The sequence below is a fragment of the Glutamicibacter sp. X7 genome (assembly GCF_054889245.1).
The window spans coordinates 927,705-943,683 of sequence record NZ_CM142678.1 but is presented as its reverse complement, the minus strand read 5'-3'; the positions used below and the strand labels follow the sequence as shown (position 1 = coordinate 943,683).

At 62.8% G+C, this 15,979-nt stretch carries 15 protein-coding genes; 4 read left to right on the top strand and 11 right to left on the bottom strand.

The features are described 5' to 3' along the window. The first annotated feature begins 112 nt into the window (after positions 1-112). Positions 113-718, top strand: a complete 606-nt coding sequence (locus tag ACYU0X_RS04635) for a GNAT family N-acetyltransferase (protein WP_461902246.1) — start codon at positions 113-115, stop codon at positions 716-718. On the opposite strand, the gene ACYU0X_RS04630 is transcribed toward ACYU0X_RS04635, so the two are convergent. The 3 genes from ACYU0X_RS04630 to ACYU0X_RS04620 form a co-directional block, all read right to left on the bottom strand. Then, on the bottom strand, positions 701-1,255 hold the full coding sequence (locus ACYU0X_RS04630) for a maltokinase N-terminal cap-like domain-containing protein (RefSeq protein WP_461902245.1): 555 nt from the start codon (positions 1,253-1,255) through the stop codon (positions 701-703). The two genes, ACYU0X_RS04635 and ACYU0X_RS04630, sit on opposite strands and share 18 nt — an antisense overlap. Positions 1,256-1,269: 14 nt before the next feature. After that, the gene (locus ACYU0X_RS04625; RefSeq protein WP_461902244.1) at positions 1,270-3,183 is read right to left on the bottom strand and encodes a penicillin-binding transpeptidase domain-containing protein; all 1,914 of its coding nucleotides are present in this window, start codon (positions 3,181-3,183) and stop codon (positions 1,270-1,272) included. Between the two features lie 90 nt (positions 3,184-3,273). Beyond that, on the bottom strand, positions 3,274-3,804 hold the full coding sequence (locus tag ACYU0X_RS04620) for a GNAT family N-acetyltransferase (RefSeq protein ID WP_461902243.1): 531 nt from the start codon (positions 3,802-3,804) through the stop codon (positions 3,274-3,276). Between the two features lie 206 nt (positions 3,805-4,010). Here ACYU0X_RS04620 and ACYU0X_RS04615 point away from each other — a divergent pair, with 206 nt between their 5' ends. The 3 genes from ACYU0X_RS04615 to ACYU0X_RS04605 all read left to right on the top strand — a co-directional run bounded on the left by ACYU0X_RS04615 (position 4,011) and on the right by ACYU0X_RS04605 (position 7,600). Further along, a complete protein-coding gene (locus ACYU0X_RS04615) occupies positions 4,011-5,162 on the top strand; it encodes an ROK family transcriptional regulator (protein WP_461902242.1) in 1,152 nt (383 codons plus the stop codon). Positions 5,163-5,230: 68 nt separating this feature from the next. Continuing rightward, positions 5,231-6,637 (top strand): glycoside hydrolase family 3 protein, encoded by a 1,407-nt coding sequence (locus tag ACYU0X_RS04610; protein ID WP_461902241.1) that lies wholly within the window; start codon positions 5,231-5,233, stop codon positions 6,635-6,637. A gap of 156 nt (positions 6,638-6,793) precedes the next feature. After that, positions 6,794-7,600, top strand: coding sequence for a glucosamine-6-phosphate deaminase (locus ACYU0X_RS04605; protein ID WP_459274743.1), 807 nt, complete (start codon positions 6,794-6,796; stop codon positions 7,598-7,600). Here ACYU0X_RS04605 and ACYU0X_RS04600 read toward each other — a convergent pair. The 8 genes from ACYU0X_RS04600 to ACYU0X_RS04565 form a co-directional block, all read right to left on the bottom strand. Further along, a complete protein-coding gene (locus ACYU0X_RS04600; protein WP_461902240.1) occupies positions 7,597-8,214 on the bottom strand; it encodes a nucleotidyltransferase family protein in 618 nt (205 codons plus the stop codon). The two genes, ACYU0X_RS04605 and ACYU0X_RS04600, sit on opposite strands and share 4 nt — an antisense overlap. Beyond that, positions 8,204-8,998, bottom strand: a complete 795-nt coding sequence (locus tag ACYU0X_RS04595) for an inositol monophosphatase family protein (protein WP_461902239.1) — start codon at positions 8,996-8,998, stop codon at positions 8,204-8,206. The genes ACYU0X_RS04600 and ACYU0X_RS04595 overlap by 11 nt, the downstream gene beginning before the upstream one ends. Before the next feature lie 2 nt (positions 8,999-9,000). Beyond that, positions 9,001-11,361, bottom strand: coding sequence for an NAD-dependent DNA ligase LigA (gene ligA / locus ACYU0X_RS04590; protein WP_461902238.1), 2,361 nt, complete (start codon positions 11,359-11,361; stop codon positions 9,001-9,003). Next, positions 11,324-12,241 (bottom strand): PP2C family protein-serine/threonine phosphatase, encoded by a 918-nt coding sequence (locus ACYU0X_RS04585; protein ID WP_309408375.1) that lies wholly within the window; start codon positions 12,239-12,241, stop codon positions 11,324-11,326. Before ACYU0X_RS04585 ends, ligA begins: the two co-directional genes overlap by 38 nt. Continuing rightward, positions 12,241-13,455 (bottom strand): adenylate/guanylate cyclase domain-containing protein, encoded by a 1,215-nt coding sequence (locus tag ACYU0X_RS04580; protein WP_309408376.1) that lies wholly within the window; start codon positions 13,453-13,455, stop codon positions 12,241-12,243. The genes ACYU0X_RS04585 and ACYU0X_RS04580 overlap by 1 nt, the downstream gene beginning before the upstream one ends. After that, positions 13,452-14,000: a hypothetical protein gene (locus ACYU0X_RS04575; protein WP_418908626.1), complete on the bottom strand. Its 549-nt coding sequence runs from the start codon at positions 13,998-14,000 to the stop codon at positions 13,452-13,454. The genes ACYU0X_RS04580 and ACYU0X_RS04575 overlap by 4 nt, the downstream gene beginning before the upstream one ends. A gap of 84 nt (positions 14,001-14,084) precedes the next feature. Beyond that, the gene (locus ACYU0X_RS04570; protein WP_461902237.1) at positions 14,085-14,951 is read right to left on the bottom strand and encodes a biotin--[acetyl-CoA-carboxylase] ligase; all 867 of its coding nucleotides are present in this window, start codon (positions 14,949-14,951) and stop codon (positions 14,085-14,087) included. Positions 14,952-14,993: 42 nt separating this feature from the next. Further along, entirely contained in the window at positions 14,994-15,854 is an 861-nt protein-coding gene (locus ACYU0X_RS04565; RefSeq protein WP_461902236.1) for an SDR family oxidoreductase, read from the bottom strand. Positions 15,855-15,979: the final 125 nt, after the last annotated feature.

Genomic DNA, 15,979 nt, shown 5'->3' with positions numbered 1-15,979 from the left:
TTGGACACAGTTCCCTGTGGTGCGGTTGGAAGCTGCATAACGGTGGCACCGGCACTCATGGAACCCGGCGGTGCACCGTTGGGTCACCGGCGCGATATGACAGGATCGGATCATGAGGATCAATCGTTTCACGGACACGGAAATGGCACAGGACTTCGGGCGCACCTTGCTCAGTGATTCGGTGGTGACCTTGCGTGAACTGCAGGAGCAGGACCTGCCACTGCTGGCCGCTTGGTGGAATGATCCCGAATGGGCGGTCTTGCAGCAGCGCACGGTCAAGCCGCGCCCCGAACGTCCGGTAACCGAGATGTTCGCCGACTGGAGCGTGAATCGGCCCGGCGACGCCAATTGCGGGTTTAGCATCGTCACGGCGCAGAACAGTCAGTTGATCGGTCATATCACCCTGTACGGCGCGAACTTCATGCACCGTGCGGCAGAGTGTTCAATCCTCATCGGACCAGAATTCACCGGCCGCGGCTACGGCCCGAAAGCGCTGGCCCTGATCTTAGGCTACGGCTTTCGAGAACTGGGCCTGCACCGAGTGGGCGTGAAGGTACACGCATACAACCGCCGCGCCGTGCGCGCGTATTTGAAGGCTGGTTTCGTTCATGAGGGAACCGAGCGCGAGTCGATATTCCGCAATGGGCGTTTTTACGACATGTTGAGCCTCAGCATGCTCTCCAGCGACTACTTCGCGGGTTTAGCTCAGACTGAGTAGCGCCCCGCGCCGCTCGCGACCCGACGCGTCGTACCAGAACCCCTCCACATAGGCTCCGGTAATCGGTGCCGAGCTCAGCACACGGCAAATCTGCCCCGTACGCTCGGTTCCGGACACCGAGACCAACCGCACTCGCGGTTCCTCGGTGTCCGACTCCTGCTGATGCTGCGGCACACACCGACCGGCGACAAGGTCGGCCACAACCCGATGCCAGAGCGGGTCGCCGGCCGCATCGTAGATGTAGCGGGTACCGAGCACGCCGTGTTCGGAGGTACCGATCAGTGACGCCTCGGCCCCATCCAAGGGTGCTTCCCGGTAGCTCATGGGTAGCGCGTAGATCGATTCACTCTCTGGTCGCCGATCCGCCATAATCCGGAACTCCAGTCCGACCTTTCCGGCGGGATCCTCGAGACGGAACCCTCCAGCGTCCACCAGCTGAGGCTGTCCCTGCCCGCGGTAGAAGTCCTGCTGCGGGAGCCACCGCGTGAGCAATTCGTTCTTACTTGGCGTCATGGTGGTCTGATAGATGGTGCCCATGCAGGCCTCCTTATCTACTTGTTGATCGCCGTCAGCAGGTCGCGCACCAAGGGACCGGCGGTGTGTGACCCGCCTTCGCCATCCTCGACGAAGGCCGCGACGGCCAGGTCGCCCTGAACCGCGATGGTCCAGGCATGGGCGTTTCGCTCGCTGTCGTATTCGGCGGTTCCGCTCTTACCGATCACCTTTGGACCGGGCACATCTTTCAGGAGCGTGAGCGTGCCATGGTCGACGACCTGGGCCATCATTGAGGACAGGTCTTTAGCTTCCTCGGCGCTCAGTTCACTGGTTGCGGCCTCTGGCTTCTTAGGTTCCGGAGAAGTGACCAGCACCGGTTGGACGGTGTGCGCGGCGGCCACCGACGCGGCTACCGTAGCCATGCCCAGCGGCGACGCCTGCACGACGCCCTGCCCGATCATATTTGCTGCCCGTTCGGTACCCGTCGAATCGCTGGGTACCTCGCCGAGAAAGGCGCCGGCTCCGGTCCCATCTTCCCCGGTGAGTCCAAGGGCGGCGGCAGCTTCGGCAAGTTGCTTGCCCCCGACTTGCTCACCGGCGGCAAGGAAGACGGTGTTGCACGACTGGGCGATGGCCTCGGAGAGCGGAATACTGCCCAGTTGCGCGGAGGGATACCCGTCGAAGTTCTTGAATTCTCGTCCGTCCACGCTCAACGTCGCGGGACACTGCACCGTACTCTTCGGGGTCTTCCCCTCACGCAACATGGCCAGGGCACTGACAATCTTGAAGGTGGAGCCCGGGGCGTAGCGTGAAGTCAAGGCGGTGTTTTGCGGATTGTCGGCAGGACCCGAGGCCGCGGAGAGAATGGCACCGTCCGAGGGACGCAGCACGACTAGGGCACTGGTGGAATCGGTCTTTGCCACCAGCTTCTCCGCAACGCCCTGAATTTTGGCGTCGAGGGTAATCTCCAAATCCTCGCCGGCCACCGGCTCCTTGGAGAATAGTTCTTCCTGCTTCTGATGTTTGGCGTCGTACCGGGAGATGGTGATCCCCTTGGTACCGGCCAAGGTCTTGTCATAGGAGTACTGCAGCCCAGAAATTCCGGTCTGGTCCCCCGCCGCGAGCCGCCCGTCCGACTTCTCGATGAGTTCGGCGGTAGCCTGCCCGACGGTACCCAAAATATCCCGGGCGAAATCGCGAGTCGGCGCCAAGGGCAGTTCGTCCTTGGTGGCCACGGCTCCGGCGATCGCATGCACCTTGGCGTCGGTGGCTTCGCGCTTGTCGTCGTCGCGTAGCACGATGGCCTGGACCCACGCCTTGTCGCCGGCGGCCAGGACCTTTTGCGCGTAGGTGTCGGCATCGATCTCTACGAGTTTGGCAAGCTTGCGCGCCGAATTTTCCCACTGGTCCGATTCGGCGCGAGTTTTGTCGATGCCGATGCGCACCACGGGGCGCGGCTTGACGAGCTTCTCGCCCCCGGCGCCGATAATCGACCCGCGTTCGGCCGCTGTGCCGACCGCGGCCAGATACTCTCCGTCGCTCAGGTCCGGGGCGAGCAACTCGGTATCGAAGCGTAGCTTCCACTGCTCGGCCGCGTCATCGTATTCGAAGATTGCCGTGGTGTCATAGGCCAGATCCTTATCGGTTGCGTCGACATCCCACACGGTGTGGACCGTAGCGGTGGCGGTTGGTGGGCCCTCGCCTTTGTCTTCATCTGCGGCGACCTGCCCGATGCTGTGACTGTGCGGCATTTTCTTCATCGGCCCGTAAGCGTGTTCAAGCGCTTCCTTCGCCTCGGCTGCGTCGGTGGCCAGTAGCGGCACCTGGCTAAAGTCTCCCGAGGACAGTGCGGAGGCCAGCGCTTCGGCGGCCGGTGCCGGATCTGGCGTCTTGGCCGAACAGGAGACGAGAGAGCTGGCCACCAAGGCGGATACGGAAAGCGTCAGGACGCTGCGTGAAAGTCGGCGCATGGCCTTAGTCTAAGGAAGTGAATGTCTACAGACAATCCGAGGCGAGGAAAACTACCCCGCTGTGACTTGAGCAGAAAATGGCTGACGTCGTTACACCTTGAGCGTGTAGACCACCAGATGGACCTGCGTGCCCGGTACCGTCCAGTCTCGTTCCTGTCGGTGCGTGAAGCCTAGGCGTTCGTAGAGCGCCCGTGCCCCCAGCCAATCGGCACCGGTGGTCAGTGAGACGGTATCGACATCGTGCAGTTTGCGGGCTCGCTCAATGGTGGCTCGCACCAGTAAGCGCCCCACACCGGCTCGCTGAATCTGGGGGTCCACCGCCAGCATCCGGATCTCGAGCTCTCCGGGTCGAGCAATATCCGCGTAGCGGCTACCGTAACGAATCAGGGTCATCGTGCCCACCACATGCCCCTGCTGCCGGGCCACGAATACCTCGCAGTGGGTGGCACGATCGGCTACTTGTCGCACCACATCGAGATACGCATGCTGCGGGTCATCAAAATACCCGGCGGCGAGGTAGGAGCGCGCCACTAAGTCACCGACGGCGGCGTAGTCATCCGGCTTGGCCAATTCGATACACAAGTCCGGGGCCGTCGCCCCGGTATTCTGCAACTCAGTCATGATGCTCATAGTCTGCCAGCGTCGCGTGAAAAATGTATATCTCGCCAGCCGCACCCGCAGCGATCGCGACAGTTTTCGTATCCACTGGTGAGGATGGATTTTGGCGGCACGATCCGAAAGTGCTCCCGCGCTGCGGCGTAACTTCAGGAGCGCGAATTACCCCAAGGCACTTGCCGAGCAATTGTTAGTATAGTTAACTAACTGTCATGAAGAGCTCTCCCGGCCCACGACGTGACCTGGCGCGCCGCACCGCCTCACTTCCGGCGCATGGACGCGAACTAAACCTTTCGCTGTTACTCCAGCACCTGCACACCCAGGGCCCCATGAGCCGCGCCGAGCTGGCCCGCGCCTCTGGTCTGACCCGGGTGACCATCTCGGATCTGGTCAGTGAGCTGCTGACCCGTGGCCATGTGGTGGAACTCGGCCAGAACGCTCAGGGGCGGCCCGGCAAACCCGCGATCATGCTCGATTTGAACCGGACCGGCCTACAAATTATCGGCATCGACCTTGCCGATTCCGCGGTGATGCGTGCGGCGGTCATGGATCTCGACGGCAACATCCTCACCCGCATTCAGCTACTAACCAACGACGAAACGGGTCAACAGGCGGCAGCCCAGGTCATCGAACTGACCACCAAAGCTATCGCCGCGGCCACCGAAAAGATCATCGGTATCGGCGTGGGAAGCCCGGGCATCGTGTCCGACGCGGGCGTCATCCTCACCGCACCGAACTTCGGTTGGAAAGACTTCGACCTCCACACACTGCTGGAGTCGAGGTTCAATCTGCCGGTGGTCGTCGGCAATGACGCCGACTGCGCCGTCATGGGCGAACACACCTTTGGAAGCGGTGGCTCGCATATGATGCTGGTCAAGATCGGGCGCGGTGTCGGCTGTGGGTCGATCGTCAACGGCACCCCAGTGCGCGGGGCAAACTCGGCCTCCGGCGAAATCGGCCATGTGGTGGTCGGCACCGACCAAGGCCCGGAGTGCGACTGCGGGCGCCGCGGCTGCGTGGAGTCCTATACCGCGATCCCGGCCCTGCGCGCGGCGTTGGGCCAGCAGCCAGCATCCGGCGACAAGGAAGCCCACCGGCGTGCGGTGCTACACGGCGCCGGAGAACGACTCGGGATTGCCTTGGCTCCGGTGGTCTCGGTACTGGATATCGAAAACCTCGTGCTCGCGGGTCCGCCCGAGTATATCGATGCCGACGTACTTGGCGCGGTGCGGGAAACCATTGCGGCGCGCACCAATACTGAACAGCGTCCCCGCTTCGAGGTCCAGCTCTGCGAACACCCCGATGACATTGTGCTGCGTGGCGCGGCGGTCAACGTGCTCTTTGAGCAACTCGGTGTGGCCTGATCATTGCAATCAACCCAGCACTGTTACCTAGCGCTCCTCCTCGCCCCGCCGGCCGCGAAAGGCAGAAAATGATCCAAGATAGTTCCGCCGAGACCCTACGGCGCCTAGCCGCAGGCACCCTCATGCCCGGTTTTACCGGTACCACGCTGCCGGAGTGGGTGGCCGAAGAATTCGACCGCGGCCTGGCCGCGGTGTGCATCTACGGCGACAACATTTCCACCCACGCGCAGCTACGTGACTTGACCGCCCAGATTCGCGCGGCCGCCCCAGAGGCCATTGTGGCCCTCGACGAAGAAGGCGGGGACGTCACCCGGATTCACTATCGCGACGGGTCGAACCAGCCGGGCAATGCCATCCTCGGACGCCTCAACGATTTGGAACTGACCCGTGCGAGTGCGCGCGCCATTGCCCGCGAACTGCGTTCGCTGGGATTCAATTTGAATCTGGCGCCAGATGCGGACATCAATTCCTGTGCCGAGAATCCGGTCATCGGAGTGCGCTCCTTCGGCACCGATCCCGACATGGTCGCCGCCCACACCGCCGCCTATACCGTGGGCCTACAAGGCGAGGGGGTGGCCGCCTGCGCAAAGCATTTCCCGGGCCACGGCGACACCAACGCCGATTCACACCTCACCCTTCCGGTGGTTTCGGCCGAGCAATCGTTGTTGGCACAACGCGAACTGGTTCCCTTCGTTAAGGCCATCGCCACCGACGTCGCGGCCATCATGACCAGTCACATTCTCGTCCCGGATGTGGACGCGCAGAACCCAGCGACGTTCTCGCGCACGATCTTGCACGAGTTACTGCGCGGCGATTTGGGATTCCGCGGCGTCATCATCAGTGATGCGCTCGATATGGCCGGAGCCAGCGCGCACACCGGCATCCCCACCGCCGCAGTGCGGGCCCTGCAGGCCGGCGCTGACTTGTTATGCCTAGGCACCGGTACCACCGCGGAGAGTTTCGACACCATTGTGCACGCAATCATCGAGGCGGTGCACTCCGGTGCACTGAGCGAGTCCCGGCTGCGCGAGGCTACCGAACGCACTGCACAGTTAGCCAGCCGCTACCGTCCGCGGGAAGTGTCGGCGCGCGGCGAAATACTACCCAGCGGCCAGTGGAGCCGAGCCTTTGACCTGGGTTGCCGGGTCGAGGAGTGGATCAGCGACCCGGCACCGGTGCAACTGGTGCAGGTGGACTCGACCAGCAATCCCGCAGTGGGTCACGTGCCGTGGGGGTTGGCCAGTGTTGCCCCGACCGTCGGACTGGAAAGCATCGTTACCGGTTCCAAAATCCTCTTGGCGGCCCGCGGACTGCACGCGAATCACCCGGCGCGCGCCACGGTGGAAACTTTGCGCGCGGCTGGCCACCGAGTTCTCTTGGTCAACTTTGGGTGGCCCACCGACGGGGCGGATGTCACGACGTTCGGTGCGTCCCCCGCGGTTGCCCGTTGCGTACTCAACCTCCTGACACCCTGAAAACTTGAGTGACGTCGCGTATCTTCACGCAAAGTTACTCAAAGTAGGAGACGGAGGGTGGTTTGTGCCGCGTGCTCCGTGTTCCTTTCGATCGATGGCGATCACACTAACCGCCGCAAGACGCCCATCCCCGACAGAGATTGGATAGCCACACAGATGCTCGTACTCATTGGTTCCTCGCCGCAAGAAGTCGCCCGCCTCGCCGCAGATCAGGTGCTAGCGGGGTTGAAATTCCACGGTGCCGGATCCGAGCCGGTCTTGGGCCTAGCCACCGGCTCCTCACCACTGGGGCTCTACCGTGAATTGGCCGTCGCTGTCAGTGAAGGTCGCGCGGATTTCTCGCGGGCGCAGGGATTCGCGCTCGACGAATATATTGGGATCCCCGATACGCACGCACAGTCCTACCGGCAGACCTTGATCAATGAGGTGTGCTCAGTCATTGGCCTGCCGCGCGAGGGTCTGCACGTGCCATTGGGGGTAGCCGAGTCGGTAGCGGCTCTCGAAAAAGCGGCCGCCGCGTACGACGAGTCGATCCGGCAGGCCGGCGGCGTGCAGGTCCAAATTCTGGGCATTGGCGCCAACGGGCATTTGGGATTCAACGAGCCCGGCTCCTCGCTGCGCAGTCGCACCCGAATCAAACGATTGGCCGCCCAGACGCGGGAAGATAACGCCCGCTTCTTCGAGGGAATCGATTCGGTACCCACGCACTGCGTCACGCAGGGGTTAGGCACGGTGCTCGAGGCAAAACGCCTGGTCCTGGTGGCTACCGGGCCAGGCAAGGCACAGGCCATCGCGGCCGCCGTGGAAGGTCCGCTCTCGGCTTCGTGCCCCGGCTCCGTGCTCCAGCTACATGAGGATGCGGTCGTGGTCCTCGACGAGGCGGCCGCCGCCGGCCTGACTCAGGTTCAGTACTACAACGATTCGGCCGCAGGCATCAGCGATGCGGATCTGTATCTGGGCTAATCCACCGGCCAAGGTTCCACACGAAGTTGCGGCCAGCGGGCACTATATTCGGTGACCTTACGTTCGTAGACTTCCCGCGGAGCAATCCGTGTCCCCGGACGCAGGTGAAGTTCCAGCGCATCGTCGATTCCATAGGGGCTATACAGCCGGTAGCCGCCCTCGGCATCCACCGTCACGGCCAGCGCACAGCTGGTGACCGCAAAGCAGTCGATGGCCTGACGACTATCGGCAAAGGGGTCAATGTCGTGCCCGAAGTGCTCCCGGTACCACAGGTGCACTCGGGCCTGATTGCGCACCTCGAGGTTGGCTTCAAGATCCTCGAAGTGCGCGGCCACGCGGCGGATGACCTGATCCTCGGCCCGCCACCGAAGGTCGGCATCGTCAAAATAGAAGATGTCGTAATCCTTGATGCCAAACCCCGCTGGCTGGCCGGTGCGGGCGTTCCATACGTTCTGAAACACTGCACCGGCAGTCAGCCACCAGTCCTTGAGTCCAAGGCTCGGCAGGCGCTCGAGTAAAGCCCGGCACACCGGATCGGCGAGTACCGCCTCGAGCACGAACCGCCGCTGTGCCGGCTCATCGCCGGCCGCCAGAGGTGGGTGGTTAGCGTCCATCCGATGCCGGAAGCTTCGAGGGATCCACGTGCCCCGCGTACTGCCATCCGGGGCTCTGCTCCGGGCGCACGACTCTGGCTCCGGCTTCCTCCGCGATCAAGGCTCCGGCGGCCCAGTCGTATTCTTGGGTGCCGTACTCGGCGTAGGCCTCAATGGCGCCCTCGGCCACCAGGCAAAGGTCCAACGCGGCCGAACCGATGCGGCGCACATTGACGTAATCAACCATGAGGTTCTTGAGCACCTCGGCCTGGAATTGGCGGCGGGTAGCGTCATATCCAAAGCCGGTGGCAATCACCATCGCGTCGCTGGCTTCGGCTGCGTGCAACCGCTCCAGCTTTGAGGTCTTCACATCCAACTTCCAGGCGCCCAAACCGTGCCCGGCGAAATATTCGACGCCAAGGGCCGGGGCGTGGATTGCACCGGCCAGCCATTGGCCGTCGGACTCGCGGCGCACGGCCACCGATGAGCAGTAGTACGCAATATTGCGCACGAAGTTAACGGTGCCATCGAGCGGGTCGATGCTCCAGCGGTATCCGCTGGGATGGGTGGGCCGGGCACTGGGATACTCTTCCCCGGTGAGTTCGTCGTTGGGTCGCGTGGTCAGCAACACGCGCCGAATCGCTTCCTCTGCTGCACGGTCAAAATCAGTGACCCAGTCGCCAGCGGCCGACTTATCCTGCAGGTTGAACTCGGCTACCTCGCGCCGAGCTAGCACCTCGGCACCGGCAGCAGCGGCCCGGCGGGCCAACAGCACCAGCGGGTCGTGATTGATCGGCTCGGTCATAGTTATTCCGCCCCAATTCTGGCCACCTCGCGGGCGGCCTCCGGTCCCTGCTCCAACAATACGGTGAACCCTGCCTCGTCCAAGACGGGCACGGACAAGGACAGCGCCTTATCCAACTTCGAGCCAGCGGACTCCCCGGCAACCACGAAGTCGGTCTTCTTCGACACACTACCGGTGGCCTTACCGCCACGAACAATAATTGCTTCCTTGGCGGTGTCACGGGAGTAATGTTCCAACGTTCCGGTGACCACGATGGACAGCCCCTCGAGGTGCTTGGTGATGCTCTGATCGACCTCGTCTTCCATGCGTACCCCGGCACGCTTCCAGGCGGCGACGATCTCTCGATGCCAGTCCACGGAGAACCACTCGACGATGGCTTCGGCGATAATCGAACCCACGGAATCGATATTGCTCAGTTCTTGCACCGCATCCGGAGTCTCAAGCACCTCAAGCAGCGCGTCCATCGAGCCGTAGCGGGTGGCCAGCGCGCGGGAGGCGTTCGGTCCAACATGTCGGATTGATAGCGCCACCAGCACACGCCATAGCGGATTGGCTTTGGCCTTTTCCAGCTCTTCGAGCAGCTTAAGCGTATTCTTTGTCGGTGCCGGCTCCTTGGTCTTGGTGCCGCGCGTGTAGAAGTAGGGAACGAGTTCAAAGACCCCGGTCCCCTCCCCCTTCGAACGCTTTTCGCGCCACACCTTGACCTGGGCCAGCTCCTCGAGCTTGTCCTTCAGGTCAAAGATCTCCGCCTCGTTACGGAGCGGACCGGGACCGGCCGGCAGAATTTGCCCACCCTGGGTGGCCGGGTCGGGGCCCGGGCCACTGGTCAGTGCCATGGCGGCCTCATAACCCAGCGCTTCGATATCCAACGCGTTGCGGCCCCCGAGATGCGCTACGCGTTCGGTGAGCTGCACCGGGCAGGTTTCGGAGTTCATGCATCGAATATCGACATCGGATTCCTTGGCCGGAGCCAACGGGTAGCCGCAGGAGGGGCAGTGTGTAGGCATGACAAAGGGACGAAGTTTCTCTTCATTTCCCTCGCGCAATGCCAGAACCGGTCCGACAATTTCCGGGATAACGTCTCCGGCCTTACGCAGGATCACGGTGTCGCCGATGAGCACGTTCTTGGCCTTGACTACCTCCTGATTGTGCAGGGTCGCTCGCGACACGGTAGAGCCTGCCACCAGCACCGGTTCCATGACGCCGAAGGGCGTCACGCGCCCGGTGCGCCCCACCTGCACTTGGATGTCGAGCAGCTTGGTGTGGACCTCCTCTGGCGGGTACTTATAGGCCACCGCCCAGCGCGGCACGCGGGAGGTGTACCCCAGCTGTTCTTGGGTTGCTAGCGAATCGACCTTCACCACGATGCCGTCAATATCGTGAATCAGTTCGTGGCGTTGTTCGCCATTGCGTTCAATGAACGCCAGCACTTCGTTGAGGGTGGAGACCACGACCGAATACGGTGAGACGCGAAGGCCCCAACCGCGCATGAGTTCATAGGCTTCGGACTGGTTGCTCAACCCGAGCTCCTGATTGCGTCCCAGCCCGTGGACAAACATGCGGAGCGGGCGTTTTGCGGTCTGCTCGGGGTCTTTTTGCCGCAGCGAGCCCGCCGCAGCGTTGCGCGGATTAGCCAGTGGTGCCTTGCCTTGGGCGATCAACGCTTCGTTATAGGCGTTGAAGTCATCGGTGGCAATAAACACCTCGCCACGTACTTCGAGTTCGGCGGGCCAACCTTCACCGGAGAGCGTCTGCGGGATGTCGGCAATGGTCAGTGCGTTATGGGTGACGTCTTCACCGGTCGTGCCATCGCCGCGGGTAGCGGCCCGCACGAGTTTGCCGTCCCGGTACGTCAGATTCAGCGCGAGCCCATCGATTTTGACTTCGCAGAGCCAAGCCGGGACAGATTCCGGGTGCAGACGTCGGGCGTTGGCTTCGGCGCGTTCCAACCAGGCGGTGAGTTCCTCGAGGGAAAAGACGTCCTCGAGGGAGTACATGCGGGTGGCGTGGGTGACCGGGGAGAAGGCGGCGCTGACCTCGCCTCCCACCTCCTGCGTGGGTGAGTCGCCCCCAGCTAGGATCGGGTAGCTGGCCTCGAGGGCCTGAAGTTCGTGAAAGAGTGCGTCATAGTCGGCATCGGCGATAGTGGGCGCATCTTGTTGGTAGTAGGCCTCGCGATGCTCGCGGACCTGCTGTGCCAACTCGCTGTGACGCTCACGGACCTCGGTCGGCGGTAGCTCGCCGCCGCTGGCTGGGGCTGAAGAATTTTCACTCACGTATCTTATTCTGCCCCACGGACCTGACCCTTTGGCCGGTGCGGCGCGCTTACTCGGCGAGCACGTCCACAACCACCACGGCCACATTGTCTCGGCCGCCGGCCTCGACCGCGGCGCTGACCAGTGCGGCGGCTGCCGCATCCCGGTTGCGGTAGGAAATCAGCAATTCGGCGATGGATTCAACGGATAGTTCGCCGCTGAGCCCGTCGCTACACAATAGGTAGCGGTCCCCCACCCGCGGGCGCAGCACGGTGGTGTCGGGGTGGCTGTCGGCTCCGGCGCCTAGGGCCCGGGTGATGAGGTTGCGGTGCGGGTGGTTGCGGGCTTCCACCTCGGTGATCTGCCCCGCATCCACCATTTCCTGCACCGCCGAATGATCGCGGGTCAGCTGCACCAGCTGACCGTTGCGTAGTCGGTAACCGCGTGAGTCGCCGACATTAACGAGCAGAAGGGCTCGTCCCTTGGCCTTGGGGTTGTCTTGGCCGCGTAAGTTATCGGCCGCCTGACGTCGATATTCCTCCAAGGCCTGCGGCGTAATACGCCGCACCACATCGGTGTTCGGGCCGCGCTGGTAGCTTCCGGTCCACGGTGGTACCGCCGAGGGCACCGGCTGGGTTTCCTCGCTCGGCTCTTCGGCACCGATCATGCAGAGCATGCACAGCGTGGTGCCGCCGCGCGCCTCGAGTGCGTCGCGGATTCGGTCATCGGCCAGCTGCACCTGACGGACTACCTGTTGTTGGGTCAGTACCGCCGGTTCGCTGGTTTTGTGCACCAGCACCTGCAGCTCTTCGAGGGTTTCCACTGCGAGTTGGGCCGCGACCTCTCCGGCCTCGTGCCCGCCCATACCGTCGGCGACCGCCTGAATATGTTCGGTCACCAGATAGCGATCCTGGTTCTCGGTGCGTCGCAATCCGACGTGGGTGCGCCCAGCGGCGGCCAGTTGAAAGCGTGTACTTGGCCCACTCATCAGTCAATCACCAGCCGTCCGCCTTCGCCCGCGGACAGGTCGAAGGGTTGAATGTCCCCGAATCCGCGCACACTGGTTATCTCTCGGGCCGTCAGCACAAAGCGCGGATCGCCCTTGAGTGTGTTTGCGGTAATCGCGTCGGTCAGCACGCTACCAGGTTCGGCGAGCGAGGTCAGCCGTGCGGCGAGGTTCACCGTCGGTCCGTAAATGTCACCTAGTCGGGAGAGGATGCGCCCCCACACCACGGCGACCCTGGTTTTCGGCAGGAGTTCGTCGGCTTCGAATTCCTTGGACAGGGCCAGCGAAATCTGGGCTCCGGCCTGCGGGGTCTCGGCCACGAAGAGCACTTCGTCGCCAATGGTTTTGACCAGACGCCCGCCACCGATGGAGATGATTTCGGCGCATTTCGATTCGAAGCGCTGGACCAGCTGGGCCAGCGTGCGTTCGGTCATGCGGCGCGAGAGCGAGGTGTAGGAAACGAGATCCGCGAAACCGACGGCACGGGCCAGCGGCAACGGGGTGTCGTCATCATCCCCGGAGTCCTGGGCATACGCGGCCACCCCGGTTTCGGCCCGCAGGGCCAACCGGTGAATACCGGCATTGAGCTGACGGCGGTAGGAATAGTTCAGCAATTCCTCGAGCGGGGAGATGATCTCCGGCAAGATTTCGATCAACTGCCGCCGTGCCTGCCGGTCGGACATGTTCTGGTTGGCGATCATATCCTCGATGATCGCCTCGATCTGCCAGACCACCATGCGGTCGGTCATCTGTCCCACCGAGCGCATCAGCGAGATCGCGGTCTCTTCGGTCAGTTTGCCTTCGCGCACCAAGGAGACCATGGTTTTCAGGGCGTGCTCGTCACCGCGGGTGAAGAAGACCTCATCATCGCTGAGTTCGGGGAACCCGATAGCGCGCCAGAGCTTTCGGGCGGAGTGCAAGGAGATACCCGCATCGGCGGCAACATCGCGACGCTTGAATTCACGCGGTCCCCCGATCAGACGCTCTTCCAGCTCGCTGACGAGGTTCTTCACGTCCTTCGGGGTGCTCTCGGGCACCTGCAACGGAGACTTGAGGGCCTGGGTGAGCTCGGCAATGGGGTCGGCGACCACATGGTTTTCGTGCGAGGTGTGTTCACGGGCCTCGCGGGCGGCCTCACTGGCTGCCTGCGGGGAGTTATCGATGCGAGTTTCCTTGTTCGCGGCCGTTTCGCTCATGCCCCAAGCCCCTCACTGTTCAACTCGTCGCGTCGTCCCCCGCGAATCTCCTGACGCAGCCGCATCATGTGTTCCATGGTTAATTCCCTGAAGTAGCCCACCGCTGGAACATTGGTTAACCGCACATAGCCATGTTGCAAGACGATATCCAGCGTCCCCGGGCGCCGTTCGGCTTGTCCGTGTTTGGCATGAGCCACCACGTCCCGCACCGAATAGAGGCCGAGCGATTGCATCCGTCCGGCATTGGTCGAACTGCGGTAAAAGATTCGTTGATTGGTCAGCACGATCCGGCTACGCGACCAGCGCAGGAGTGGAGCCACGCACCAGATCAGCACCAGCACCACCCACAGAATGGCGATCAACACAAGGATTACCGAGGTGTTCGCACGCAACCATTCGGAGAGGTCATCACGGGTAAAGTAGCCGACCAAGAAGGCACAGATGGCGCTGAGCAGTAGCAGTGCGACGAACGGCTGACGCAAGACGCGGGCATGTTCCCGGGTCTTGACCACGACACGTTCTTTTTCCTGCAACGGCAGTTTCATCCCTGAGCCTCTCGCCCCCTGCCCTGTCATGCCTGCTGTGACCACCGCTTACTATTCTAGTCCCGCAAGTGGACCGCGCGCCGGTTAGGCATACTTACCATCGGCGCGGCGCACGTGCTGCACATCGCCGGCCAGGACATGGTGGCGTGTGCCGTCGGAGGCGCGTACGGCCAGTCCACCGTCTCGCTCAAGTTCTAACGCCTCACCGGTAACCTTGGTTCCATCCGGGAATTCGACGTTGACGATTTGGCCTAGCGTGCGTAGCCGGTGTTGCACCAGGAGTCGCAGGCTCTCGTTCCTGCCGGCCAGCGGAGTGTCGGCCTGTCCCCCGGCGGCGCGGAAGGCGGCATCGAGTCCGGCAAAGCGGCGCAAATATTCCGCCAGGAGTTCAGTGCGGTCCACGCCGCCGCCGGAGGCGATGCGCAGCGAGGTGGCGGTATCCACCGGAAGTTCCTCGGGGTGCTGGTCCACGTTCATTCCGGTGCCCACCACGACCCCGAGGCCGCTGGGCGTGGTCACCAGCTGGGCGAGAATACCGCAGACTTTCTTCTGCCCAACGAGCAGGTCATTGGGCCATTTAATGCCCAGCTGAACGTCGCAGACTTTTTCCACGGCCTCACTGAAGGCCAGCGCCGCGAGCATCGTGTACCAGGACAGAGCCTCAATACCGAGCGTGGGCTTGGGTGCCACGAGTACCGATACGGTCAAGGCCGAGCCCTTTGGAGTTACCCAGGTGCGTCCTAGGCGTCCCTTGCCCTGCACCTGGTGCTCGGCGCAGAGTACGCTCAAATGCCCGGCCGCACCGGAAGCCGCCGCGGCGGCGAGGTCCTCATTGGTTGAACCTGACTCGGCCACGATGTCGACCCGGGCAAGACCGAGGTGCTGGGCCAGGGCGGGAAAATCGTCGCGGCGTAGCGCACCACGGCTCTCCGAATTGGCATTGTGCGTCATAACTCAACCCTAGCCCAGCATCATCGGCAGCGGATGCTGTGGTTACGAAAGGAAGATATCTTCTTCGAGCTCATGCTCCGGATCGATGGCATAGGCCGAGAAGTCGTTCAGTCCTCCGGCGGCGAGGACCTGTTCATCGGTGAAGAAATTGCCGCTGACCGATGCAGGGTCCGAGGCCAGGATGCTCAGCGCGGCATCGGCGACGATCTGCGCACTGCGGGCGCCCTTGATCATTTCCATGCCGCCGGGCAGGTTGCGGATGGCGGCGGTGTCGATGAGCGTGGCCGGCCACAGCGAATTCACGCCGATGCCATCGCCGTCTAATTCTTCGGCTAGACCCAGCGTGGTCAGCGACATCCCATACTTGGCCATGGTGTATCCCAGGTGTGCTCCGGCCCATTTCGGGTCCAGATTCAGCGGCGGAGACAGCGTGAGAATATGGCCATGCTGCGAGGCACGCAGGTGCGGCAGGGCGGTTTTGGACAGCAAGAAGGTACCGCGCACATTAATATCGGCCATCAGGTCGTAGCGCTTCATATCCAGCTTGTCGGTGGGAGCAAGGTTGATGGCGGAGGCGTTGTTGATGACGATGTCGATTCCGCCGAAGGTCTCCACCGCGGTGTCGACCACACGTTGCACGTCGGCGTCCACACGCACATCGCCCACTACCGCCAGGCCCTGTCCACCGGCGGCGTTGATCTGCTCGACGGCGGTATGGATCGTTCCCTCGAGGGTCGCGTGCGGGGTGTCCGTTTTGGATAACAGGACAATGTTGGCCCCGTGTTTGGCCAGTTCGAGGGCAATGGCGAGGCCGATGCCGCGACTGCCGCCGGACATCACGACGGTGCGGCCACTGAGGGTTTCGGGGCGTGGTGCGATCACGCTACGGGTTGCTTCACTCATGTGACTCAGGTTACTCGAGAATTCGCCACGAAGCTACTGGAGAGTAACTTACGGGAGTCGGTGCTTTATGCCACGCGGCGACATTTTGTAAGATTCCTACAACAGATTGCACCCAATCGACGGCT